Here is a 23,820-nt window from a genome sequence, read left to right as displayed (position 1 = left end):
AATGACAAAAAACATTTCAAAAATAAGACTTCTCAAAGCAAACAGAGTATGATATAATGAAAGCGCTAACATTAATGTTATTAATCAAGATAAAGGGGGAACACGAATGAGCAGCCTGCTGGAAGCCAGAAATGTATATGAGGACTTCGAGGTGGAGACAGACATTCTGTTCTTTAAGGTCGGGGACCATGACCTGGTCATTTTTCACGGCAGAAACTACAATATTAAAAAGAGAATGACTGCCGAGCAACTGAACCGCTTATTGTCGAGCAACAGCTATTATCATGTGTACGGCGGCTGCTACGTGAATCTGAACAAGATCAGTTCCATCGAGGACGACTGCATCTACTTCGGTGAAATGGGCCTCTATGCCAAGTCTGTACGGGTTCCAAGACGCAAGCAGGAGAACATCCGTCATCTGCTTAGGGGACTGAGCTCTTAAGCCGGAGCGTTATCCGCACACCTCTTGCACCTTGGTACTATTCTATTCGAATCATTACAGTCTCTCTCATCAGGCCGGAGCGCATATGGGGACACCCGTGCTGCTCCGGTTTTTCCTGTGTTTTACCTGTTTCTTAATGGAATATTAAAAAGTAATTATGCTTTTTTATACTTTCTTAAGGTTTGGAATTCTGTTTTCTGGTAAAGTTGTAGAAAGACAGGCACCACCTATATTGAAGGGAGTCATTAATTATAATGGACAAAAAAGATTTCAATGAAAATGACAAGCTAGAAAACGGCATTACGCCGGAAGAGAACGACGCTTCTGTGAGTACTCCGGAAGAAGTTATTGAACCTGCCGGAACAGCCCCTGTACCGCAGGAACCTGTACGAACAGCTCCAAGAGTTGAAGAAAGCGTTCCCGTGATGAACAAAGTCGGCGGCGGCGGTACTCCTCCTTCCTCACCTGCTCCATCCGGCGGCGGCAAAGGCTGGATGATTGCATCGCTCGTATTGGCAGCAGCGCTAATCGTAGTGCTGATTGTACAACCTTTCAAGAAAGATGACAGCAAAATTGCTGTTGCTTCTGTGAATGGAACAGACATCACCAAAGCGCAGCTGTATGATAAATTGGTTGAAGCCGGCGGGGAATCCACCCTGCAAAACCTGATCACCACTACACTGGTGGGCCAGGAAGCCAAGAAAGCCAACATTAAGGTTACCGATGCAGACATCAATGAAGAGATCGAGAACCTCAAAACCCAGTTCGGCGGCGAGGAAGCTCTGAATAACGCTCTGCAGCAGAGCTCGATGACCATTGAAGACCTGAAGAAGCAAATGCCGCTCCAGGTTGAAATCCGCAAGCTGGTAGAACCGAAGGTAACGGTTACCGATGATGAAATCTCCAAATACTTCGAAGAAAACAAAGCGAAATACAATCAGGAGGAAGAAGTTCGCGCTTCCCACATCCTGGTGAAGACCAAGGAAGAAGCTGATGCCATCGTTAAGCAGCTCAAAGAAGGCGGAGACTTCGCTGCACTGGCTAAGGAAAAATCCGCTGACACCGGCTCGAAGGACAAAGGCGGCGATCTTGACTTCTTCAAACGCGGAGACATGGTTGCTGAGTTCTCCGATGCTGCCTTCAAGCTGAAGGTTGGCGAAACCAGCGGTGCAGTGAAATCCGATTACGGCTACCACATTATCAAGGTTACCGACCGCAAGGAAGCCAAGGAATATACACTGGCCGAGAAGAAAGACGAGATCAAAAAGACGCTGATGTCCCAAAAGGTATCCGAGATGTCCGCTACCTGGCTCGCTGATCTGAACAAGAATGCCAAAATCACGAATACTTTGACCGATAAACCGGATGCATCTGCTACTCCGGCAGCCAGTGAAGCACCTGCTGCTGCTACGGAAGCTCCTGCAACGAAATAACGAATAGCGCATTGGTGTACAAGCTATACTTACAAAGAGGACAGGCGGATAACCGCTTGTCCTCTTTGCTTATGTCCAGATGGACGCCTCACCCACGGAGTCCAGGCAGAGCGGTCAGTGATCCTTTTTGCGGATCTGCTTATCGTGATTCTCGCCCCACTCCTTGGCTTGTGCAGTGGCAATGGCGATGGCCCGCCCCTCCTCATATCCGTCCTCCAGCAGCGCATTGGCGATCTCTACCGCTTTATTGCGTACAGGCGCCGTGAAATTCTTCAGTGAATCCGGGTAGTTCTCCTTGTTCCATGGCATGACAAAAACCTCCTTGATCGGGCTATACTCATACTTAGCCGGATCAGGGAGGTTCTAAACTGCTTACCGCAGGGTTTGCTTATTTAATTACCTTCACGCGCTCTTCAATCGGCTGGAATTCCTTCTCGCCTGGAGGAGTCAGGATGTTACCGAATGGCATCTGGGCAATCAGCTTCCAGTCCGCAGCAATACCAAAGGTCTCCTTCACTTCATCATCGATCAGCGGGTTATAGTGCTGAAGGGAGGCTCCCAGACCTTCTTCGGCGAAGGCAGTCCATACTACATATTGCAGAATCCCGGAGGACTGGTTGGACCAGATCGGGAAGTTCTCAGCATACAGTGCAAAGTTCTCCTGCAGGTGCTTAACCACTGCCTGATCTTCATAGAAGAGCACAGTGCCGTAGCCGGCTTTGAAAGAGGACAGCTTCTGAGCTGTGCCTTCGAATTGTTCAGTAGGAACGATCTTACGCAGGGTTTCTGCTGTAATATCCCACAGCTTATCATGTTGTTCGCCCAGCAATACTACAGCTCTGGAGCTTTGCGAGTTGAAGGAAGTTGGGCTATGTAGAACAGCCTCTTCTACAATCTTCTGAATTTGTTCATCAGAGATTGGGGATTCTTTACTGATGGCGTATATGGAACGTCTGCCTTTTACCGCTTCAAAAAAAGTCTTAGACATAAAATAACTACCTCCATTTAATTAAGTAACTTACTTTTTTTAATCATAACACTTTTCCGGCCTGAATACAACTCATCATTCACAAGTTTTTCCTGTACCAGCTCTTTATTTTGTATATCCGCTCTTAGTGTCGCTGAATTGCCTTCAATTATGCACCTTCCACTATTTTCTATAAGCTATTATAGAGGTTTAGAAACAACGGCTAACATATCGTATATACAACCCGGTCATAAATAAGCTACAATGATTCAGCTAAAATACAGAAAGAAGGTTAAGCTATGCGCGTCTCGCTTCATAACCGCACAATCCATGCGGTGAAGCTCACCTTAATGATGCTCCTCTCCTCCATCCTCATCCTCAGCGGGTGTGAAGACTCCGCTTCTTCTGCCTTGAACGCTGTTCCAGCAGTTGCTGAGGCCGTGACCCCTGCTGCAGAACCCGGAGAACCTGTATCCTTCTGGGTCGCCACCGATACGCATTATCTGGACAAAGCCCTGGAGGACGGCGGTCAGGCCTTCCAGACCTATGTCACAGGCGGCGATGGCAAAATGCTTCCTTACAGCGATGAGCTGACCGAAGCTCTGGTCCGGGATGTGGAACAGAACAAGCCGGCCTTCCTCATTCTGAGCGGCGACCTCACGAATAACGGTGAAGCGGGCAGTCATAAAGAGCTGGCCGCGAAGCTGCACCGGATGGAGGCTGCCGGAACCCGCGTCTACGTGACTCCGGGCAACCATGATATCAACAACCCCTGGGCCAGATCGTTCGACGGTGACAAGCAGGTCGTTGCCAAGCATATTAATGTAGAGGATTTCCTGCGCATCTATGATGATTTCGGATATAACGAGGCGGTCTCGCGGGATGCGGACAGCTTAAGCTATGCGGTGAAGGCAGCACCCGGCCTGTGGCTGCTGATGCTTGATAGTGCCCAGTATGCACATAACGAAGAATATAATTTTCCGCAGACCGACGGGCGTCTGCTGCCCTCCACCCTTGCCTGGATCGACGACAATGTGAAGCGGGCCGCTCAGGAGCATGCGTCTGTGATTACCGTGATGCATCATAATCTGCTGAGCCATACCTCCATGGCCGTCTCCGGGTTCAAGCTCAACAACAGCCAGGAGACGATGAAGGCTTTTCGCAGGAATGGGTTAAACCTGGTATTATCCGGGCATATTCATATGCAGGATATCCGCCGCGATCCTCCGGAAGCCTCGATAGATCCGGCCTTGCCTGTCTATGATATTGCTACAAGCGCCATGGCGGTGAATCCGCACCAGTACGGCAGAATGACCTTCGATCCCGCTTCACGGGCCGTGACCTACCACACCGCTCAAGTAGATGTTGACGGCTGGGCCAAAGCCAACCACAAGACTGATCCGAACCTGCTGAACTTCAAAGCGTATGCGGAGCAGATTTTCGCAGAGAACTCATATGACAAAGCGATGAAACGGCTTAAGGAGAGCAGCTTCACGGAGGCGCAGAAGCAGTCGATGGCTGAGGTGATGTCGAAGCTGAACGTGAAGTATTTTGCCGGGAACGCTGCTGATTCGCTGGAGGAGATCCGGGCGATGCCGGGATTCAAGCTGTGGGAGAGTATGGAGGGCGGCTTCATGTCCGGATATATCCGCAGTATGGCGGAGCATGCAGAAGTGAGCAATACCTCGCTGGAGATGATTCTGACTACACAATAGCAGACAGCAAAGCCTCCCTTACGTTCGGCAATTCCTTGTGTGAATTGGTAAATAGTTAAGATTTGAAATCCAAGCAGGGTCGGCGCTGCGGTGAACATTTGGACTTACGGCCGCTGCCCGCCCCCAGATTTCTTGATTTAAACCACTCTTCGTGGTAGAAATCCGGTGACAAAGGCGGTCGCTATCGCTCCTACAGTTCCAAATTTCCCCTCCACTTCTCTTTGCTTTTAATTTACGGATAACAGGGCTATGCCTTACGCTTACTTTGCGGTTCGCACTGGAGTAATTAGAAAAAAAGTTGAAGAAAGATCATTCTTCGGGTGTATGACCATCGGGCTCATTTTGCCGGTGAATCGCAAGCGTACGAACTCACTACTCGTACCATGTAGGATGTCTGCCACATACTTTCCATTTAGCGAGATCGTGAAATCCTCCCCGTTCTTCTCGAGTATAGATACCTCGTCCTCAATATCTCCGATTTCTGCGGTTTGGGATAACAAACGTAGTCTGTCGGCAGCGGTCTCTAACCTTATAATACTTTCACTCGCCAATACCGTCGTCCGTTCGACGGCTTTTAACAGAGGTGCTGTTCCAATTGTAATCTCTGATATAAAAGTGTGCGGAATCACATGGTGTAGGGACGGGTACTCCCCCTCAATTAAAGCAGATTGAACCATAATATGGTTAGCAGTGAATCTAACATGACGGTTGGTTACTTCAACTTCTGTTGTTCTGTCCTCGCCGTCCATGATTTTAACCGCTTCAACTAAATTTCTGCCAGGTACAATAATATGCCTCTCTATCTCAGCATCATGTTCCACATCTATAGTCCGGGAAGCCAGACGAATACCGTTAGTAGCCGTTAACTGTAACCGATGATTTCTATACTTAAAAGATACCCCGGTCAACACAGGCCTATGTTCTGATGAAGAAGCCGCTCCTGCTACTTGTAGGATAGAAGCCTTCAATAGTTGATTATTAACTGCTAATTTAAGTACAGCATGATTCTCAGCAGGATGTATCGCCGGATAATCTACAGCATCCATTCCGCATAGCCGAATTTGTGTATGTTCTGAGGAGATAGTGAGCCGTAAGGATCTGTCGACTTCCAAAGTAATCATCCCAGCATCAGACTTACGTATGATTTCGCAGAAATACCTTGCCGGTACAACCACTTCTCCAATTCGCTGAACCGTCAAAGAGGTATCTTCCCCGGGAATCCGATACTGGATAGTCATACTGCTATTGCTTGTCGTAACTACTAGTTCATTGGTTAGAGCTTGTATATGAACCCCTGCCAGTATGGGAATCTGTTGGTTTGCAGGTACAGCCTTAAGCACTTGCTGAAGAGCTTTGAGAAGAATATCCTTGCTTACGTTGATCCGCACTGGCTTCACCCGCTTCCATAAGCTACATTACAAATCGGTAGACTCAATCAGAGATCGGATAAGCTCCGATCGGGACAATTTATGCTCTGCGCAATGTTGTTCGACCTTCTCCCAAAGCTCACTAGTTAAGGTTACCGAGACTTTTTTCGTTACACCTATGTTCTTGCGGCCTGCTCCCTCCCGGGGACCTCCTCTTGCAGACATGAACCCTAATTGACCTTCTTTATTAGAAAGACCTATTTTTAGATCATTTTGAGTCAATTTAATTAGTCCTCTCATTTTTTTGATTTAGGTTACCTATTTCAATATTTCTATTATTATTTTACCACATGACTTATGGGCTTACAATGTTACGAATGAATGATGAACCTGGCTGTATACCAAAAAACTGACCTCGCAATTAAGCAAAGGCCAGTTCAACATGGAGCGTTCCATGAGTTATACGGTTAAGTCACCCTCCGATCACCATTCCTCCCGCCGCACCGGCTACAACAACCATCCAAGGCGGCAGCTTCCAGAAGACCAGCATTACGAACAGAATGACAACGAGGGCAAAGTCCAGCGGCGCGAGGATGGCTGTCGTCCACAGGGGGTCGTACCAGGCGGCAAGCAGGATTCCGACCACAGCAGCATTGATTCCGGTTAAGGCTCCTTGCATCCGGGGGCTCCTTCTTAAGCTGTTCCAAAAAGGCAATGCCCCCGCAACCAGCAGAAAGGCTGGCAGGAAAATCGCGAGCGTGGCCAAGATTGCCCCGGGCACACCGGCGGTCATTGCCCCAAGATAGGCGGCAAAAGTGAACAACGGACCCGGTACAGCCTGCGTGGCCCCGTATCCCGCCAGGAAATCGGCTTGGCTCACCCAGCCGGCAGGAACAACTTCTTGTTCCAGCAGCGGAAGCACGACATGTCCACCGCCGAACACCAAAGCACCGGAACGATAAAAGCTGTCAAATATCGCTAACGGTCCCGCCTCAGCCGTCCCTCTAAGGAGCGGGAGCACTATCAGGAGTACGCCGAACAATGCTAAACAAACGATGCCAGACGACCGGCGGATGGGGATCGGAAGATTTGTCACGTTCTTCGTAGAACTGTGGCGGTACAGCCATACCCCGGCTATGCCCGCTACAGCAATCGTGAGAATCTGGCTGTAGCCCGTCTGCCATGATAATGTAACACCTGCCGCTATAACCGCGATGCCTACTCTTTCCCGGTCCGGGGTTAGCTTCTGCCCCATGCCAAGGATGGCCTGGGCAACAATTGCTACAGCTACGATCTTCAGACCGTGAATCCAGCCTGCATCGGCAATATCATAGCCCTGCAGCAGGAAGGCAAACGCGACCAGCGCAAGGACGGAAGGCAAAGTGAAGCCCAGCCAAGCCACTATACCACCCAGCCAACCTGCCCGCACCATTCCAATGCCAATCCCCACCTGACTGCTCGCGGGACCCGGTAGGAACTGGCAGAGCGCTACCAGATCCGCATAGCTCCGTTCATCCATCCATCTCCGGCGGCGGATATATTCATTGTGGAAATAACCCAGATGGGCGACCGGTCCGCCGAAGGAGGTAAGACCCAATTGGGCCGATACAAACAGGATCTCAAGTAAAGCTCCAGCCTTCCCCTTCCGATATTCTCCCGATACCGTCTGTTTCTCTGCTTGCATACCTGTTGCTCCCTTGCCTCCAGAATGTATACCTCATTCCAGATTATCAACCGCGTTCAAGCATTGGATAAAAGGTGCAGCAGTGTTTCGTAAATATGCAGTGAAAATCGGCATTTAAGGAGTCAGCTTGACACTCTCCAGCCGGTCAATCAGCTTACGAAGGCCAGCTTCATCCGCTCCATAAGGGCGGACATCCTCTCCAAGCAGCTTATCCATCTCTTCTCTGGCGAACGTGAAGCTGTAAGTTATACCTTCATCAGCAAGTGAGTAATTAATAATATCCGCGTTATCAATCAGGCTGAACAGCAGGATCGAATTATGCAGGAGAGGCTCCCGGCTTAACGCCTGAAGCTCATCGTTCCACATTCCCTTAATATCGTTCACTGTATAATTGATGGTTAACTCATACGGGCGGGAGCCGGTTGTCAGCTCAATGCCTGCCCTCTCCAGTCCCTGGGGCAGCGGCATTGCACCAAGCAGCGCTGTGACCTTGCTGGCGTCGCCAATATACTTTGTCTTATTCTCCAGCAGCTGATCCACCGTATAACCGGAATAAAGCAGCTGAGACGGACGCTCCACAGGCTTGGGATTAGCGGTACATCCAATCAGCAGGATCACAAGGACGAGGGTAAAAGCGGCCACACTCCCCGAGGTCGGCTGGCGGTAAGCAAGAATATGCTTAATCCGTGCCTTTACACTGCTCTCTCCAAAAGCCAGCGGACTGCCAGTCATAAGACCGCTCCGGCGGGTTGAAAATCCAAGCAGGGAGCCTGAGTAGCTGCTTTTAACCTGCGGACCCAGCTTCCGGATTACCGCCTCATCGCAGGACATCTCCATATCCTTGCTCATGAGCACAAAAGACAGCCACATCAGCGGATTGAACCAATGGAGAATGACCAGCAGGAACATCAGCGGCTTGATCAGGTAATCCCGCCGGTTAATGTGAGTCTGCTCGTGCAGTAGGATATGGGACAGCTCCTGTTCACTCATCCCGGCCGGGATGTAGATCCTTGGCTTCAAGAAGCCGAATACGAACGGAGTCATGATCTGGTCCGTCTCAAAGACATGCCCCTTCACAATTGTTGCTGTACGGACACTGCGCATGACTCTCACATAAGAGAACACGCTGTACAGGAGCAGTACTATGACACCTGTCAGCCAGATCATACTGCCGGCCCACAGGATGACTTGCACCGGATTCATGCTTGCTGACGGTGCTACGGGCGGAAGCAGACTGTTCCACAGGCTTCCTGCTGAACCTGTTCCAGTGTCCAATGCAGGTTGCGCTTGCCTCCCTATATTTTTCGGAACGAATTGCAGCTGCCCTGTGCCGGACGAGCCTGCAGGCCCTGCCAGCCTCAGGATACTGAAGCTTGAAGTGAAGCTGACAGGCAGGATCAGCCTGATCATTACTGCGGACCACAGCATATAGGAGAAGATCTTGGGGGCGCGCCGCAGCAGAACTCTCGCCAGTATTACGGCGACGGCTACATAGCTGGCAGTAATGCTCATGTTCAGAATGCTGATCCACAGGTCCGTCATTGGGAGGCCTCCTCGATAATCTTCTTCAGCTCTGCCGCTTCCTTCGCGGACAATTTCTTATCCCCGAGAAAAGCAGTCAAAAACTGCGGCAACGACCCGCCAAAGGCTTTGTCCACTACCGTCTGGCTCTCATGCCGCTGCGCCTCCGACTTCGGGATGACAGCTGTGACCATGGCCCCCTCGTTTCTGAGAATTCCCCGCTCACATAGCTTTCTCAATACGGTATAGGTCGTAGACTTCTTCCAGCCCAGCGCCGAGAGGCTCAGCTTCACCAGCTCTGTAGAATTAATCGGCTCATGTTCCCAGATCAGGCAAGCGAATTTATATTCAGCATCATATAATTTATAGGGCTCCATCCTGTTCACTCCTTATAAGTTTATTGCAGTAGACCTAATGACGTTAAGTCTATTGCAATAAACCTATATTGTCAAGGAGGCGCCAGGTAATCCCGCAAAAAAAAACCGGAACCGCCTGATTACTCAGGGGTCCCGGTTTTTTGACTATAACGGTACTTCTTACGGACGTTCAATCCAGATATAGCCGTCATCATCCACTTCAACCGTGGCGTGCAGGCCTTCGGCCAATACACGCAGCGGCACATTAGCATCTCCGTACTCATCTACGAATACGGCTAACGGAAGCTTCACGGTCTTGCCGGCAATTTGTGCCTGCGCGGAACCGATTTTGAATACGAGCTGATCGCCGTATACATCGTCGGTTACCTTAATCGACTTGTTAGGCCCATCCCACTCTACCTTAGCGTCCAGATCCTCTGCCACATAACGCAGCGGTACATAGGTAGTGCCATTCTTCACGACCGGATAATAGTAATCGTCGTCCGGTGCGATCATCAGGCTCTTGGAGGTAATTGCCATTTCCTCTTTGAGCAGCTTATAGATTGAAGAATTTGGATCGAAGCTTCTCAGCGTCTCACCCGGAGTAAGATCTCCCTTGGAGTAATCAATTGCGCCTGTCGTGCTGATCGGATCAGCTGTTACCGGACCATTTACATTCCAGGTCTCGGACACCAGCTTCATGTTGATGCTCTGCAGCGGCAGATATTCATCGGCCGGAAGAGCAACACTGAAGTCAATGTTCTGTTTGCGGACATGGAAGCCGTTATCTACGAAGATATCCGCAGTCAGCTTCGTATCCTTGCCGAGAACAGTCTTGAGTTCAGGGGTCGATTCATAGAGGTTCTCCAGTTGCTTGTCATAGACGAGCAGGAGAGCATCCACCGCCAGCTTGGCCGCATCATGCACTACGGTGACTACCCCTTCTTTGTCTTCCAGCGGAATATCGCCCAGACCGATGCTGTTCAGATCTTCAGCTCTGTCTTTGATGAGCGGATACATGTAATCATACAGACCGCTGATCAGGGCAGTGAAGCCTTCGGTATCCTTAGACACAGATCTCAGGAAGCTCTTAAGCAATACCGGAAGCTCTTCCCCTGTAATTTCCGTATGTAGCTTCGTCAAGCTGGTTGGCTGGCCGTATACGGATTCATTTACTGATGTCACTGTGATCGCACCCGGATTCGGAAGATTCTTGATCACAAACTGGGAGGCCAGCTTAGTGAATTCCAAGGTCTTGGCAGGATCGGTTGCTTCCAGGCCGAGCAACATTTCATTGCTCTGAAGCGGCATGTAGAACGGCTGCTTCGCGCCTTCTGCGGTGAAGACCAGGTTCTTCTGGTCGGTGAAGAGGGAGAAAGGAATCTTGAACTCCTTGTAACCCACAACTCCCGTGGCCGAGACATTGCCGTTATCCTGAACCTTCACATGGCCGAGCGTAAGCGATAAGGAATTAATAAGATCAACAACTTCGCGGTCCTCTGCGGTGATGCCTGCAGCAGGAACAGCGCTCAGGGTCATCGTAGTGCTTGATTCAGAGGATTTGACATCCAGATCCCCCAGCAGTGCCTTATTGACATCGAAGCCGCCAACCGCCTGGCAGCCTGACAGAATCAGCAGCAGGGCGAGAATCGGCACCAGCCATTTGGTTCTTGCTTTCATTTTCTTCATAGCATGTCTCCTCTAGCTCATAATTTGGCAACGTACCCATCATCTCAGAGGAGCATCAATTTGTAAATACAGCACCTGGAAATGATGAACCCTCATACGCTAAATAAACTCCGCCATTCTATAAATACCCATTCTTTGAAAAAGAGAAACTTTACCAACGCAAGTATTGCTAAATGGGCCGGATAAAAGCACCACCAGACCCAGCGCGGCAGACGCTTCTTCTCCAGCAGCACCCAAAAACCCGGGGTCAGCGCAATCAGAAGGGTCGGAATAATGCTGGCCATCTGCACCAGCCAATTATAATAGAACAGATAGAATACATTCAGCGCCAAATGCGCCAGCACCAGCACATAAGAACGGGTATACCGGAAGATCAGCACCAGCAGCAGGCCGTAAGCGTTATAGTCCAGCGGCAGAGCATCCATCAGCAGCACAGCTACAACCACTACCGGAATACCCGCCCACAGATTCGGCAGCTTATCAAGCAGGGCAAGGACCAGCGCTGAGATCAGCAGGGTAAAGACGACATTCCAGCCTCCCGGATGAATCGCCAGATTGTACGGAATCTGTGCCAGCACCGCAATGACAAGCAGCCGCCGCAGATAGCGGGGTCTGGAGGAGGTATGGATATAGCCTTGCGCCAGCGCGTAGCAGTAGATCGGGAAGGCAATTCTCCCCACATATCTCCAGGCAAGCTCACCCGGGAAAAAGATCAGCCCAACATGGTCAATCAGCATGGTCAGCATGGCAATAATCTGCATCTGTAGCCTCCTGTTACTATCATGAAATATAAAGCACCTTAGGTGCTATTATCCATGCCAGAGCCGTATGCTGCAAGCTGTGCGGGAGAACTTGTACGACAGGCAAGCCGGAGCCGCTCCCTCTGGAGCAGTTCCGGCCGGGTTCTATCTTACTATCAGGCTGTCTTCGACTTGTTATAGATATCAAAGCCTACGGCAAGCAGCAGCACCAGTCCCTTGATCCCCTGCTGCCAGTCTACGCCGAGGCCGACGAGCGACATGCCGTTGTTCATGACGCCCATGACCAGACCTCCGATAATAGCACCGACTACGGTTCCGATTCCCCCGGACGCGGAGGCTCCGCCGATGAAGCAGGCAGCGATAGCATCCAGCTCGAAGTTCGTACCGGCCTTAGGGGTAGCCGAGTTCAGGCGGGCCGCGAAGACCAGACCGGAAAGGGCAGCGAGTACACCCATGTTGACGAATACCCAGAAGGTCACCCGTTTGGTTTTGACGCCGGAGAGGCTTGCCGCCTTCTCATTGCCGCCCAGGGCATAGATATGCCGCCCCATGGTCATGTGGTTCATGACGAAGGAGTACAATACGATCAGCACCATCAGAATCACAAGGATATTAGGAATCCCGTTATATTGTGCCAGAACATAGGTGAACAGGTTGATGACGATCACCAGCGCAGCAGCCTTGGCAACGGACATCCAGACCGCAGACCGCTCAAAACCGTACTTCACCGTGATCCTGCGGCTGCGGATTTCCTGATAGATCACCAGCAGCGACAGCAGAACGCCGATGATCAGGGTCAGCACATTCAGCGAGCCCACGCTTGCGACATCGGGAATGAACCCGGAGCTGATCTTCTGAAAAGTCTTCGGGAAAGGTGCAATCGACTGCCCGTTCAGCACGATCATCGTCAGACCCCGGAACAGCAGCATGCCCGCCAGGGTAACAATGAACGCCGGGATTTTGACATAAGCGACCCAGAAGCCCTGCCAGGCCCCGACCAGCGCGCCCATCAGCAGCGAGATGACTACGGCCAGTACCGGATTCAGCTCCATATCCACCATCATAATGGCCGACAGGGCGCCGATGAAGGCAGCTACCGAGCCGACCGAGAGGTCGATATGCCCAGTGATGATTACCAGCACCATCCCGATAGCCAGCACCAGTATGTAGCTGTTCTGCAGAATGAGATTGGTCACGTTCAGCGGCTTCAGCAGAATGCCGTCGGTCAGAATTTGAAAGAACACCGAAATAAAAATCAAGGCAATGATCATGCCGTATTGGCGGATATTTTTTTTGAACAGTTCACTAATGGCTCCCATGCGGTGTTACCCCCTGCTTCGTGTCATAAATTTCATCAAAAGCTCCTGCGACGCATCCTTCCGCTCCACTTCCCCGCTGATCCGCCCTTCACACATGGTGTAGATCCGGTCGCACATCCCGATGATTTCCGGCAGCTCGGAAGAGATGACCAGCACGCCCTTCCCCTCTGCGGCAAGGCTGTTGATGATGGAATAGATTTCGTATTTGGCCCCGACATCGATGCCCCGCGTAGGCTCATCGAGGATCAAAACATCCGGCTGGGCGTAGATCCATTTGCTGAGCACCACCTTCTGCTGGTTGCCGCCGCTGAGATTCACGGTTTTTTGCAGGATGCTGGGGGTCTTGATATTCAGCTTCTTGCGGTATTCCTCTGCGACCAGCACTTCCTCGTTCTCATTAATGACGCCATGGCGGGAGAGCTTCTTCAGGCTGCTGAGCGAGATGTTCCGCTTGATATCGTCGATCAGGATCAGGCCGTAATGCTTGCGGTCCTCGGTCACGTAGGCTAACCCATGCTCTATCGCCTGGCTGATGTTATTCAGGTGTACTTCCTTGCCGTGCATAAAAGTCTGGCCGCTGATCCGCTTGCCATATGACTTGCCGAACACACTCATCGCCAGCTCCGTGCGCCCTGCGCCCATCAGCCCGGCAATGCCAACCACCTCACCCCGCCGGATGTGGAGATTAATTTGATCCAGCATTTTGCGGTCCGCCTGTGTCTCATGATAGACATTCCAGTCACGGATCTCGAAGATCGTCTCTCCCAGATCCGGTGTGCGCTCAGGGTAACGGTTCGTCAGATCGCGCCCGACCATGCCTTTGATAATGACATCCTCTGTAACGGCATCCTGCTTCATATCCAGGGTCTTGATGGTCTGTCCATCCCGCAGAATCGTGACGGAATCCGCTATTTTCTCGATTTCGTTCAATTTGTGGGAAATGATAATCGAGGATATCCCCTGCTTCTTCAGCTCCAGAATGAGCAGCAGCAGGTTCTCGCTATCATCCTCATTCAGCGCCGCTGTCGGTTCGTCGAGAATGAGCAGCTTCACTTCCTTGGAGAGCGCCTTCGCGATCTCTACAAGCTGCTGCTTGCCGACACCTATCGTAGAAACTCCTGTAAACGGCGATTCCTTGAGGCCGACGGTGGTTAGCAGCGCCTTGGTCTTGACCGTCGTTTCGTTCCAGTTGATCACCCCGCGTCTGGCCTGTTCATTGCCGAGGAAGATGTTCTCCGAAATCGACAAATACGGAATCAGCGCCAGCTCCTGATGGATAATGACGATCCCCAGGCCCTCGCTGTCCTTGATATCCTTGAACTGGCATACCTGCCCCTGGTAATAGATATCCCCTTCATACGTCCCGTGCGGATACACTCCGCTAAGCACCTTCATCAGCGTGGACTTGCCTGCCCCGTTCTCTCCGCAGAGAGCGTGGATCTCGCCTGCCTTCACCTGCAGATTGACTGACGAGAGCGCTTTGACGCCGGGGAATGTCTTGGTAATGCCTTTCATCTCCAAAATAATTTCGCTCATGTGCCTCTCACCCAGCTTTCCTTGTGACTGTGCAGCGGTTCTCCGGCAGATATTATCGTTGTTAGATGCCGCCGGGAAACCGCGAGAATTGCTGCTGATTATTATTGTCCGAGCTGCTCTTTGGTGTAGTACCCGCCGTCCACCAGCACTTTATCCACATTGCCCGCATCCACAGAGACCGGCTCCAGCAGGTAGGACGGGACGATTTTGACCCCGTTGTCGTAGGTGGTGGTATCGTTGACTTCAGCTTCGGTCCCCTTCAGCACACTCTCCGTCATCTCCACTGCCTTCTTGGCCAGCTCGCGGGTATCCTTGAATACTGTCTGAGTCTGCTCTCCGGCCAGAATGGACTTCACGGAAGCCAGCTCGGCGTCCTGTCCGGTAACTACCGGAAGCTTCTTATCGCCGGAGCCGTAGCCTACACCCTTAAGCGAAGACAGAATACCGATGCTGATGCCATCGTAAGGAGACAGGACGGCGTCCAGATTATCGCTCGCATAGTTCGCACTCAGCAGGTTATCCATCCGTGATTGGGCGGCAGCGCCGTCCCAGCGCAACGTAGCTACTTTATCCATCGTAAGCTGCTTGCTGCGGACCACCAGTTTACCGGAATCGATATATGGCTTCAGAATCGACATGGCGCCGTCGAAGAAGAAGTAGGCATTGTTGTCATCCGGCGATCCGCCGAACAGCTCGATGTTGAACGGGCCTTTGCCGTCCTTCAGGCCAAGCTTCTCTTCAATGTAAGAGCCTTGCAGCACACCCACCTTGAAATTATCGAAGGTTGCATAATAGTCTACGAATTCACTTTTTTTGATCAGACGGTCATAAGCGATCACCTTAACGTTGGCATCATGCGCCTTCTGCAGCACGTCCGTCAGCGCCTCACCGTCAATTGAAGCGATTACAATTGCATTCACACCTTTGGTGATCATGTTCTCAATCTGCGAGACCTGATTCTCCACCACATCCTCCGCATATTGCAGATCCGTGCCGTAGCCCAGCTTCTCGAACTCCTTGACCATGTTGTTGCCGTCATTCACCCAGCGCTCCGAAGATTTGGTCGGCATCGCGATGCCCACCTTGCCCTTCGATGTATCCCCGCCGCCGGAAGAGCTGCCAGCGCTGCTGGATGAATTACCACTGTTGCCGCATGCAGATAAGATGAGTACCAGTGTTAGCAGAAGCGTGATCATTGAATATTTTTTCATTCCTGCACTACCCCCTGAACTATTCTGATGTCTTCCACAGGTGTTCCCGTGTGACAAATCGAGTATAGCAACCGGGGGCAGGTGCCGTATTTACACTGAGGCTACTGTTTTTGTGAAAATATAACTTTTTATATGCAAAAAGGAATGCCCTCTCGCCTATAGATGGCTACTGAAGCATTCCCCACTATTCATCCAGTATCTTCAGTTACTTGCGTACCTCAGCCTGCACCCCTTTACGGAACTGCAGCGGCGCCACACCGGTCTGCTTCTTGAAGGCCGTGCTGAAATAATGCTGGGTCTCATAGCCCGACTGCTCCGCCACCTCGTTAATACTGAGGTCGGTTGAATGCAGAAGCTGGGCGGCCCGGCGGATACGGGTCTGGGTCAGATAAGTGCCGAAGGATTCGCCCAGCTCCTGCTTGAACAGGCGGCTCAGATAGACCGGGGAGGCTTGAAGCAGGCCTGCTGTGGCCTCCAGGGTAAGCTCGCATTCGCTGTAATGCTCCTGGATATGCTGCTTCGCCCGGCGGACGAGCGGGGACAGCGGCTGCTCCTTGACCAGCGCCACCCGGCAGCTCCGGTAAGCGGCAGCAAGCTCTGTAATCTCTCCCTGGATCAGCCGCGTGCCGACTTCAACAGCGATTTTGAGATGGCTGCGCACTGCGGCCTCCACTCCGGCCAGGATGCGCTCACCGGCGGCATCCCACAGCAGGATAACGATCAATCCGGCGGCGTCCCGGAACATCACCTTGGGATAAGGGTCCAACAGCTCGGCGGCGATATTCTCTATGGCGAACAAGAAGAGCTGCCGCTCCTTCTCCTTCATCGCCGGATGCTGGCCCTCCCACCGCCAGCGGATGATGCCGATCAGCTCCGGCCGCTGCGGCGGAAGCTTGAGGAATTGCAGCTGCTCCCGGATCTCCGCCTGGCTCAGATTACCATCCAGCCATTCCTGGCAGAAGCGCTCGCGCAGCAGCGGGAAGTTCTTCATCAGCTGCCGGGAAGCCTGCTCCAGATGCTGGCTCTGCTGCCGCTCGGACTCCAGCTCATCGCGGACGCCCCGCAGCACCTGCATCAATTGCTTCGGCTCCGCAGGCTTGAGAATATAATCATTCACCTGCAGCCGGATCGACTCCTGGGCATAGGCGAATTCATCGTGGCCGGTGATCACAATAATCTTGCAGCCGGGCAGTGCCTCCCGCAGCCGCTTCATCAGCTCCATGCCATGCATTATCGGCATGTTCAGATCCACCAGGGCGATATGAATGGCATTCTCCACGGCCAGCTCCAGCGCCTCTTCCCCGTCTTCTGCCTCTGCCGTCACCTCCATGCCCAGGCTATCCCAGTCCACGCATTGCCGGATGCCCTCCCGGATAATGCGCTCATCATCGGCAATGATTACTTTCCATTTGTTCATCATCTGCGGATCATCCTCTCTGTCCTAATCCTTCTCAGGGTAATGCTCACGAACAACCGGATGACATACGGTTACAAGAGTTCCCTGCCCCGGTCCGCTCTCAATCTGGATCCCGTACGGCACTCCGTAGGTCAGCCTGATCCTCGCCTGCACATTCAATATGCCGTAGCCGCTTCCTGCGGTGCCTGTTACAGCCATGTCCGTCTCCGTACGCTCCAGTTCTTCTGCGCCAACCGCTTCGAGCCGCTGTCTGAGCTCCTTCAGCCTATCCGCAGACATCCCTGCACCATCATCGCGTACGGTAAGATACAGGTCGTTGTCCCGTTCTACAACTGCAATGGAGAGGTGGCCGGGGCCGCGTCGTTCCTTGATGCCGTGATAGATCGCGTTCTCCACCATCGGCTGCAGCAGCAGCTTAAGCACATACAGCTCCTGTAAGTGCGGCTCCACTTCAATGGAATAGGTCAGCTTGGTGCTATAACGGACATGCTGAATTTTCAGATAGCTGACGATATGCTCCAGCTCATCGGAGAGCGGTATGATATCGCTCCCTTTGCTTAAGCCGAGCCGAAACAGCCTGGAGAGGGACTGGACGACCTCGGCGATATCCTTCGCTCCCTTGCTGCGGGCCATCCAGTGAATCGTATCCAGCGTATTGTACAGAAAATGCGGCTTGATATGCGCCTGGAGACTGCGCAGCTCCGCCTCACGCTTTTGCCGCGCCTGAAGCTCGGTCAGGGATAGCAGCCGGCTAATCTGGGCCAGCATCGTATTGAAGCTGCGGCCGAGCAGCCCGATCTCATCGGAACGGCTGCCCCAGTAGCGGATCGTCAGATCACCGGACTGTGCCTTGCTCATGAAGGAGGCCAGCTGGCCGATAGGACGGGAGATCGAATAGGCCAGATAGAATGAGGCGGTCATGCCCAGCATACAGACCACAAATACAAACGTGACAACATTGAACGTAATCTCGCGGATTCCATAAGCCGACTCATCCATCGGGAACACGCCCATCGTGGTCCAGCCGGTAAACGGCGAGGTCCGGTAGATCAGCTGAAGCTTGCGGCCGTCTACTGTCTCCGAGGTAATGCCCGAGGACTCGGTGAACAGACCTGCCGGGATGTTACGCATTAAAGGGTGCTGCGGCGCGTAAATCATCTCTCCGCGATTGTCCACCACCGTCAGATATCCGGTTTTGCCAAGCGTGACATCTCTAGCCGTCTCCGCGATCACCCGCAGCTTCAGATCCACCAGCACCACACCCTGGACCACCTGCGTCTCAGGATTCACAATGGCCCGTACAGCAGAGACCACCTCGCTCTCCTTATAGTCCACATGGGACCTGACCGCACGGCCATACGGATGCCCGACGATCAGGAAGATCCCCTTATTCTCTGCCGCCTGCTTGTACCAGCTCTCCTCCGTCAGCCGGGTACCGGAACGGGTATACATCTCGTTGCTGATGAAATCGCCTTCACGATTGACCAGCATGATGCCTGCTATCTCGGAGCTGAGTGTGGTGAAGCCCTGCAGAAATTTGCGGATATTGTACTCCGCCGATTCCCCATTGCCCGCTGCGGGGTCCGGCTGTGCCGGAGCCGGTGAAGCCCCCTTCAGGAACTTCTGGACGCCCGGATCGAACGAGATCAGGTACGTAATTTTCTGCAGATTCTCCACATCACTCTCTATGGCGGTATTTACCTTGCGGATGAGCTGCATCGTGTTCTCGGTACTCTGCTCCTCCACGATCCGGTCCACCGTCCAGCCAATCAACAGCCCCAGTCCAATGGAAGGCAGAATGCTAATCAGCAAAAAGTGAATAATCAGCTTATAGCGGATCGGCATATTATTCAGCTTCAGCTTCTCCATGCTCACGCCGGTCTTGTGCATCCCAGGCTCCCCCTCTGCCGCCTATTTGGCATAATAATTGTCCACATTCTGCCGCGTGACCACATCAATTCCGGTATCTACAGAATCGGGGACAGGCAGGGGCTTGTTATTGGCATAGGCCTCAGGATCAGCCTCCAGATCACGGTGCAGATGAAACAGCTCGGTCAGCGACCAATAACCCATATTCCAGGTGCCCTGGGCCATGGTTGCGGCAATCTTGCCTTCCTTCACCAGATCGAGTGTGCCTTTATCCGTATCGAAGCTGATAATCTGCGGGACCGGTCCGCTCCCAGGGGTGGCATCCACAGCTTCCGCGACCCCGATGCCTCCATTACTTTCCGTGGCAAAAATTCCCGCCAGCTGCGGATATCGCACCAGCAGCTGCTCGGCAGCCTCCCTGGACGCCACCTGATCTCCCCGCCCATCCTTAACCGCCACCAGCTTCATCTGCGGGTATTTGCTGCGAATTGTGTCCGTGAAGCCGTCCGTCCGCTCCTGGTGATTATGCTGATCCGGTGTGGTGATAATAGCTACCTCGCCCTTGCCCCCGGTCAGCTCGGCCATCTTATGCGCCGCCTTCGTTCCGGCATTATAATTGTCCGTTCCCAGGAAGGAATACGCCTTGCTGCCCTCCGCTCCCGAATCAAACAGCACCACCGGAATACCACTCTCCACAGCCTTGTTAATCGTCGCTGTAAGCAGCTTGGAATTCACGGCCGAGATGGCAATTCCCGCCGGCTTCTTGGCGATGGTCTGCTCCAGCACCGTCATCTGTTCACTCGCATTATGCTGGGTGGAGCCGTGATACTCGACGGATACATTTAGCTCCTCTGCGGCGTCCTCGAAGCCCTTCAGCACGCTTTTCCAGTAATCTATGCCGATCTGGAACGTAACCATCACATATTTGTCCTCAATATTGCCGCGCAGTCCCGCAGTCTCCCACGGGTCTGCCGCATTCCCCTGCTGCTTGTAATTCAGCACGTAAAGTACGAAGATGCCGATTAGCAGCACGTAGACAAGCCCAAGCTTTTTCACATATGTAACCCCTTTCATAACAATGAATGCTGAAGGCCCTAGGGCCCCAGGTTCTTCCATCTATGTCCAATCTAGTCTACTGGCTTGGCAGCCGTTCCGTCAATTATGTTACTGGGCCAATGTTAAAAACTCGTTATCTGCTACGACATTTTATGTCGTACCGCTTGTTCTATACTGGACAGGTACCATCAATTCAATGAAACGAGGATTACAAGAATGTCAAAAACCAAACGCGGACGGGTACTCTGGACCCTTCCTTCCCGTGGACGCGGCACCTGTCCGGTCTGCGGGACCACCCGGATCAAGCTGCTCTACACCAAAATAAAATCCGACGGCAGCGCCCTGAAGGTCTGCAAGCGCTGCGACAAAGCGACGCAGGTTAGAGTGGACGCAGCAACCAAGTAAATTGACGCAAGGATGCTCCATGCTTCATGCTTCGTGCATGGATGCCGGGGCATCCTTGTTTCTTTGAGAGGAACGCTCACGCTGGTCTAAAGCACCATCTCCAGCTATACTGGAGGCTGACAGAAAGGAGCGGGAGCAGCATGAGCCATATTCACCGGATTCAGTGGTTTGACCAGCAGGTCCGCCAGCTTACTTATCCGAACAGCAGCAAGCTGGCGGAGCAGTTCGAGATTTCCAGGCGCCAGGCCCAGCGGGATATTGAATACCTGGCGGAATCGCTGCGGGCCCCGCTCCGCTATGTAGCGAAGCAGCGCGGATATATCTATGAGGACAACAGCTTCGTGCTCCCACATCTGTACATTACGGACGAGGAGCAGCGGGTGCTGAAATATCTGGCTTACCGGTATAGTCACTATGATTATGAGAACGCCCAGACCATCCGCAAGGTGGGCGGTCTGCTGGAGCGGTTCACGGCGCAGCCGCTTGCGGACAGGGAGATTAAGCTGCCTGTATTTGAAGTGAATCCCCACCGACTGCAGGTCATGGAGATGCTAGAGCAGGCTATCCAGGCCCGCAGGGTGGTCCATGTTCTCTACCGGAACGGGCAGGATCCCCCGCAGGAGCTGTATCTCTGTCCCCTACAGCTAAGCCGGCGGATTGAAGATGATTATCTCGTGGCCGCTGTGGAAGGAGACGGGCGGAGTGAGTATTACAACCTGTCGGGCATCCGTGAGCTAACACTGACCAGCAAGGTTTTTATAGCCGGGGAGAACGGTCCTGCAGCTCCAGCCGGGCAGGCCAGACCCTTGAAGCCTTTCACGGCAAGAATCCGGTTACCCGGAATACCCCGGGAGCCGTCTTGGGGAGGTTACCAGCTTCGCGCCGCTGACAAGGATATCTATGAAGTTGATTTTTATGATACCAGCGCGTTCATTGCACATCTGCTCCACTCGGAGTGGAGTGCCCTCCTGGCCCCCAAATGGCTGAAGGAGAAGCTCCGCAGCATCTGTGAGACAGTAGTGAGCCGCCTGGATGAACAGGAGAATGAACAGTGAGCAAACGAACAGGTGTAATCCTTGACGTCCGGATGCAGCGTGAATCGAAATCCTTTACCGATGCGCTCTATGCCGTACTGACTGCCGCCGGGTTATTCGAGGGTCCAAAATTTCTGCTCTCCGGGCTAAGCGGCATGGCCTTCAAATTCACCGTACATGAGAAGCTCCTCCCCATGTCTGTTACGGCTTACGGACAGTGGGGCACAGAGCATCGCCGGGCTGTCGACAACCTCGGGATCTTCTTGGTGGATGACGGCGGGAGAACCAGACATGATTCCTTCGGGGCGTATCAACGGATCGCTATTGACTGTGTCAAGCAGAGTCTGGACCGCGGTCTGGCCTGCCTCTACTGGATACCGGAATTCGGAGTGATTCATGGTTATGATGAGGATGACCGGGTGTTCTATGTACAGGATGGCTGGTCCGGTGAGACACAATATGTGCTGTATGATAACTTCGGCCTTAACTTCACGCCCTTCTGGGACTGTATGTATGTCGGAGAGCGGGTGATGATTCCATTGCAGGATACTGTACTTGAATCACTTCGGCTTGCGCTGGAGGATTGGGAGACTCCTCACAAAACACTCCCTGACTCAAGCCTCGGTTCAGGCCGCCTGGCCTACAGCTTCCTGATCCGGGCGCTTCAGCAGGGCGGATTCGACAGCTACGGCGCTATTTACATCCTTGAATCGTACATGACTTCACGGATCGAAATCTCCGCTTATCTGCGGGAGGTTCAGTCCGTATTACCGGGTCTTAAGGAAGTCAGCCGCTTGTATGATGAGCTGGTGGAGGGGCTGAGGGGACCGCTCGCGGCTGCAATCTCTGAGAAGAACAGCGGCAAGCTGCTAATGCAAGTTCAGCTTCCCTCCCTCTGCTCTGCTTTGAAGAAGGCCTTGGAGCTGGAGGAAAGGGCGATGCAGCAGGTTACAAAAATTTCTGGGCAGTACCCGGACCGGAAGCGGTCCACACTGCCCAGATGGGGGGCGCACACCGCACGATGAATGAACATCATAATAAGCACGCTTCAGCCGCTGCGGATCAGCCGCGTGTGCCGCCCGCTTCTTCTTTTGCAGATGCGATGCACCAGGTCCTGTCGGCCAAAGGCTGGTTCACACTCTCCAAGCCCATGCTGGCCGGAATGACGGCCTTATGTTTCCGTCTGTCGGTACACAGGCAGCTTCACCCGGATTCTGCTACGGCATATAACTGGGCGGCTGAACATTGCGTAGCAGCAGATCTGATTGGTATTATCGCCATGCAGGGTGCAGGCTTTAACTTCAGCCCTACCTTCCCTCTCTATCAGAAGCAGGCTATTTCAGAAATCCGCAGATCACTTGAGCAAGGCACCGGTGTGGTCTGCTGGAAGGACCGTTTCATAGTGATTACCCGCTGTGATGATGAACGACAGCTTTTCTATTACACAGAGAATGCTTCTGCCGCAGAACTGGAGCTGCCTTACGAGCAATTCGGAAGGAATGAATCGCCATATTGGTATGGCCAAATCTATGAAGGCCAGATCCGCAAGGATATCGTTCAGGTGCTCAGAGAGTCCTTCATCCAGGCGGTGTATAAGGCAGAGGTTCATGATCTGATGCTGCCGGAATCGCAATACGCTTGCGGTTTGCAGGCCTATGATGCGATGCAAGAAACCTTGGCGGACGGGACCTACGATGCTGCCGGAGCTTATGAAACGCTGCTCTTCTATGCAGGGTTGAAGCAGGACACTGCAGCCTACGCAAAAGAAGCCAGCCAATATTGGCCCGAAGTTGAAGGCGTTGCAGAGCATTATGCAGCTCTGGCTGCTGTCTATAATCAAATAACGCACACTCTATGCAAGCAGACTGTACAAGCTCCAGAGGGTCCATGTTCGCTGGATGCCCAATCTCTGCTTCCACTCCTCCGGGAAGCACAGCGTATAGAGACCGCAGCGATCCAGTCCATCCGCATACTGCTCCGTGAGCCGATCGAGAACCGCTTCCATGATGTGGGGCTGCGCTAAGCCACGGCGGAGTGC

Annotated in this window: 22 protein-coding genes; 7 read left to right on the top strand and 15 right to left on the bottom strand. The window is 52.7% G+C overall.

Annotation, left to right across the window (positions count from 1 at the left end; translation table 11 throughout):
- The first annotated feature begins 106 nt into the window (after nucleotides 1-106).
- Together NST69_RS12340 and NST69_RS12335 are read left to right on the top strand one after the other, a co-directional pair.
- Complete coding sequence (locus NST69_RS12340) at nucleotides 107-442, top strand: LytTR family transcriptional regulator DNA-binding domain-containing protein (RefSeq protein ID WP_036729308.1); 336 nt, start codon at nucleotides 107-109, stop codon at nucleotides 440-442.
- A 254-nt stretch (nucleotides 443-696) separates the two neighbouring features.
- Nucleotides 697-1,875 (top strand): peptidylprolyl isomerase, encoded by a 1,179-nt coding sequence (locus NST69_RS12335; protein WP_342549441.1) that lies wholly within the window; start codon nucleotides 697-699, stop codon nucleotides 1,873-1,875.
- Nucleotides 1,876-1,989: 114 nt separating this feature from the next.
- Here the strand turns inward: NST69_RS12335 and NST69_RS12330 are convergent, their stop codons facing one another.
- Nucleotides 1,990-2,184: a hypothetical protein gene (locus tag NST69_RS12330; protein WP_036729313.1), complete on the bottom strand. Its 195-nt coding sequence runs from the start codon at nucleotides 2,182-2,184 to the stop codon at nucleotides 1,990-1,992.
- Nucleotides 2,185-2,263: 79 nt separating this feature from the next.
- Nucleotides 2,264-2,863 (bottom strand): nitroreductase family protein, encoded by a 600-nt coding sequence (locus tag NST69_RS12325; RefSeq protein ID WP_036729316.1) that lies wholly within the window; start codon nucleotides 2,861-2,863, stop codon nucleotides 2,264-2,266.
- 278 nt (nucleotides 2,864-3,141) lie between these two features.
- On the opposite strand from NST69_RS12325, the gene NST69_RS12320 reads away from it, so the two are divergent.
- A complete protein-coding gene (locus NST69_RS12320) occupies nucleotides 3,142-4,557 on the top strand; it encodes a metallophosphoesterase (protein WP_342549440.1) in 1,416 nt (471 codons plus the stop codon).
- A 260-nt stretch (nucleotides 4,558-4,817) separates the two neighbouring features.
- Here the strand turns inward: NST69_RS12320 and dnaN are convergent, their stop codons facing one another.
- The 13 genes from dnaN to NST69_RS12255 form a co-directional block, all read right to left on the bottom strand.
- Nucleotides 4,818-5,945, bottom strand: a complete 1,128-nt coding sequence (gene dnaN / locus NST69_RS12315; RefSeq protein WP_342549439.1) for a DNA polymerase III subunit beta — start codon at nucleotides 5,943-5,945, stop codon at nucleotides 4,818-4,820.
- Between the two features lie 27 nt (nucleotides 5,946-5,972).
- On the bottom strand, nucleotides 5,973-6,149 hold the full coding sequence (locus tag NST69_RS12310; RefSeq protein ID WP_200869585.1) for a ribbon-helix-helix protein, CopG family: 177 nt from the start codon (nucleotides 6,147-6,149) through the stop codon (nucleotides 5,973-5,975).
- Nucleotides 6,150-6,396: 247 nt separating this feature from the next.
- Nucleotides 6,397-7,608, bottom strand: a complete 1,212-nt coding sequence (locus tag NST69_RS12305) for a chromate transporter (protein ID WP_342549438.1) — start codon at nucleotides 7,606-7,608, stop codon at nucleotides 6,397-6,399.
- A gap of 114 nt (nucleotides 7,609-7,722) precedes the next feature.
- A complete protein-coding gene (locus NST69_RS12300; protein ID WP_342549437.1) occupies nucleotides 7,723-9,150 on the bottom strand; it encodes a M56 family metallopeptidase in 1,428 nt (475 codons plus the stop codon).
- Entirely contained in the window at nucleotides 9,147-9,506 is a 360-nt protein-coding gene (locus NST69_RS12295; protein ID WP_342549436.1) for a BlaI/MecI/CopY family transcriptional regulator, read from the bottom strand. The genes NST69_RS12300 and NST69_RS12295 overlap by 4 nt, the downstream gene beginning before the upstream one ends.
- Before the next feature lie 159 nt (nucleotides 9,507-9,665).
- A complete protein-coding gene (locus NST69_RS12290; protein WP_342549435.1) occupies nucleotides 9,666-11,174 on the bottom strand; it encodes a copper amine oxidase N-terminal domain-containing protein in 1,509 nt (502 codons plus the stop codon).
- A gap of 92 nt (nucleotides 11,175-11,266) precedes the next feature.
- Entirely contained in the window at nucleotides 11,267-11,935 is a 669-nt protein-coding gene (locus tag NST69_RS12285) for a TraX family protein (protein ID WP_342549434.1), read from the bottom strand.
- Between the two features lie 155 nt (nucleotides 11,936-12,090).
- Nucleotides 12,091-13,254: a multiple monosaccharide ABC transporter permease gene (gene mmsB, locus NST69_RS12280; protein WP_036729333.1), complete on the bottom strand. Its 1,164-nt coding sequence runs from the start codon at nucleotides 13,252-13,254 to the stop codon at nucleotides 12,091-12,093.
- Between the two features lie 6 nt (nucleotides 13,255-13,260).
- Nucleotides 13,261-14,790: a multiple monosaccharide ABC transporter ATP-binding protein gene (gene mmsA, locus NST69_RS12275; RefSeq protein WP_036729336.1), complete on the bottom strand. Its 1,530-nt coding sequence runs from the start codon at nucleotides 14,788-14,790 to the stop codon at nucleotides 13,261-13,263.
- Nucleotides 14,791-14,891: 101 nt separating this feature from the next.
- A complete protein-coding gene (chvE, locus tag NST69_RS12270; RefSeq protein WP_036729338.1) occupies nucleotides 14,892-16,001 on the bottom strand; it encodes a multiple monosaccharide ABC transporter substrate-binding protein in 1,110 nt (369 codons plus the stop codon).
- Between the two features lie 205 nt (nucleotides 16,002-16,206).
- Nucleotides 16,207-17,421 carry a response regulator gene (locus NST69_RS12265; protein ID WP_342549433.1) on the bottom strand — a complete coding sequence of 405 codons (1,215 nt, stop codon included), beginning with the start codon at nucleotides 17,419-17,421 and terminating at the stop codon, nucleotides 16,207-16,209.
- A gap of 21 nt (nucleotides 17,422-17,442) precedes the next feature.
- Nucleotides 17,443-19,308: a sensor histidine kinase gene (locus NST69_RS12260; protein ID WP_342549432.1), complete on the bottom strand. Its 1,866-nt coding sequence runs from the start codon at nucleotides 19,306-19,308 to the stop codon at nucleotides 17,443-17,445.
- A 21-nt stretch (nucleotides 19,309-19,329) separates the two neighbouring features.
- The gene (locus NST69_RS12255; protein ID WP_209873140.1) at nucleotides 19,330-20,343 is read right to left on the bottom strand and encodes a substrate-binding domain-containing protein; all 1,014 of its coding nucleotides are present in this window, start codon (nucleotides 20,341-20,343) and stop codon (nucleotides 19,330-19,332) included.
- 216 nt (nucleotides 20,344-20,559) lie between these two features.
- On the opposite strand from NST69_RS12255, the gene NST69_RS12250 reads away from it, so the two are divergent.
- The 4 genes from NST69_RS12250 (at nucleotide 20,560) to NST69_RS12235 (ending at nucleotide 23,805) form a co-directional block, all read left to right on the top strand.
- Nucleotides 20,560-20,748 (top strand): hypothetical protein, encoded by a 189-nt coding sequence (locus tag NST69_RS12250; protein ID WP_036729349.1) that lies wholly within the window; start codon nucleotides 20,560-20,562, stop codon nucleotides 20,746-20,748.
- Nucleotides 20,749-20,888: 140 nt separating this feature from the next.
- A complete protein-coding gene (locus NST69_RS12245) occupies nucleotides 20,889-21,803 on the top strand; it encodes a WYL domain-containing protein (protein ID WP_342549431.1) in 915 nt (304 codons plus the stop codon).
- Nucleotides 21,800-22,807, top strand: a complete 1,008-nt coding sequence (locus NST69_RS12240) for a hypothetical protein (RefSeq protein ID WP_342549430.1) — start codon at nucleotides 21,800-21,802, stop codon at nucleotides 22,805-22,807. The genes NST69_RS12245 and NST69_RS12240 overlap by 4 nt, the downstream gene beginning before the upstream one ends.
- A complete protein-coding gene (locus NST69_RS12235; RefSeq protein ID WP_342549429.1) occupies nucleotides 22,804-23,805 on the top strand; it encodes a hypothetical protein in 1,002 nt (333 codons plus the stop codon). The genes NST69_RS12240 and NST69_RS12235 overlap by 4 nt, the downstream gene beginning before the upstream one ends.
- Nucleotides 23,806-23,820: the final 15 nt, after the last annotated feature.

Source organism: Paenibacillus sp. FSL P2-0089 (genome assembly GCF_038595095.1).
GTDB classification, from domain to species: Bacteria; Bacillota; Bacilli; order Paenibacillales; family Paenibacillaceae; genus Paenibacillus_AQ; species Paenibacillus_AQ silagei.
This window is presented reverse-complemented; position numbering and strand designations above follow the sequence as displayed.

Excerpts from the sequence above, each read along its gene's own strand:
- NST69_RS12340 (WP_036729308.1), top strand. The coding sequence starts at position 107 with ATGAGCAGCCTGCTGGAAGCCAGAAATGTATATGAGGACTTCGAGGTG.
- NST69_RS12335 (WP_342549441.1), top strand. The coding sequence starts at position 697 with ATGGACAAAAAAGATTTCAATGAAAATGACAAGCTAGAAAACGGCATT.
- NST69_RS12330 (WP_036729313.1), bottom strand. The coding sequence starts at position 2,184 with ATGCCATGGAACAAGGAGAACTACCCGGATTCACTGAAGAATTTCACG.
- NST69_RS12325 (WP_036729316.1), bottom strand. The coding sequence starts at position 2,863 with ATGTCTAAGACTTTTTTTGAAGCGGTAAAAGGCAGACGTTCCATATAC.
- NST69_RS12320 (WP_342549440.1), top strand. The coding sequence starts at position 3,142 with ATGCGCGTCTCGCTTCATAACCGCACAATCCATGCGGTGAAGCTCACC.
- NST69_RS12310 (WP_200869585.1), bottom strand. The coding sequence starts at position 6,149 with ATGTCTGCAAGAGGAGGTCCCCGGGAGGGAGCAGGCCGCAAGAACATA.
- NST69_RS12305 (WP_342549438.1), bottom strand. The coding sequence starts at position 7,608 with ATGCAAGCAGAGAAACAGACGGTATCGGGAGAATATCGGAAGGGGAAG.
- NST69_RS12300 (WP_342549437.1), bottom strand. The coding sequence starts at position 9,150 with ATGACGGACCTGTGGATCAGCATTCTGAACATGAGCATTACTGCCAGC.
- NST69_RS12295 (WP_342549436.1), bottom strand. The coding sequence starts at position 9,506 with ATGGAGCCCTATAAATTATATGATGCTGAATATAAATTCGCTTGCCTG.
- NST69_RS12290 (WP_342549435.1), bottom strand. The coding sequence starts at position 11,174 with ATGAAGAAAATGAAAGCAAGAACCAAATGGCTGGTGCCGATTCTCGCC.
- NST69_RS12285 (WP_342549434.1), bottom strand. The coding sequence starts at position 11,935 with ATGCAGATTATTGCCATGCTGACCATGCTGATTGACCATGTTGGGCTG.
- mmsB (WP_036729333.1), bottom strand. The coding sequence starts at position 13,254 with ATGGGAGCCATTAGTGAACTGTTCAAAAAAAATATCCGCCAATACGGC.
- mmsA (WP_036729336.1), bottom strand. The coding sequence starts at position 14,790 with ATGAGCGAAATTATTTTGGAGATGAAAGGCATTACCAAGACATTCCCC.
- chvE (WP_036729338.1), bottom strand. The coding sequence starts at position 16,001 with ATGAAAAAATATTCAATGATCACGCTTCTGCTAACACTGGTACTCATC.
- NST69_RS12265 (WP_342549433.1), bottom strand. The coding sequence starts at position 17,421 with ATGATGAACAAATGGAAAGTAATCATTGCCGATGATGAGCGCATTATC.
- NST69_RS12260 (WP_342549432.1), bottom strand. The coding sequence starts at position 19,308 with ATGCACAAGACCGGCGTGAGCATGGAGAAGCTGAAGCTGAATAATATG.
- NST69_RS12250 (WP_036729349.1), top strand. The coding sequence starts at position 20,560 with ATGTCAAAAACCAAACGCGGACGGGTACTCTGGACCCTTCCTTCCCGT.
- NST69_RS12245 (WP_342549431.1), top strand. The coding sequence starts at position 20,889 with ATGAGCCATATTCACCGGATTCAGTGGTTTGACCAGCAGGTCCGCCAG.
- NST69_RS12235 (WP_342549429.1), top strand. The coding sequence starts at position 22,804 with ATGAATGAACATCATAATAAGCACGCTTCAGCCGCTGCGGATCAGCCG.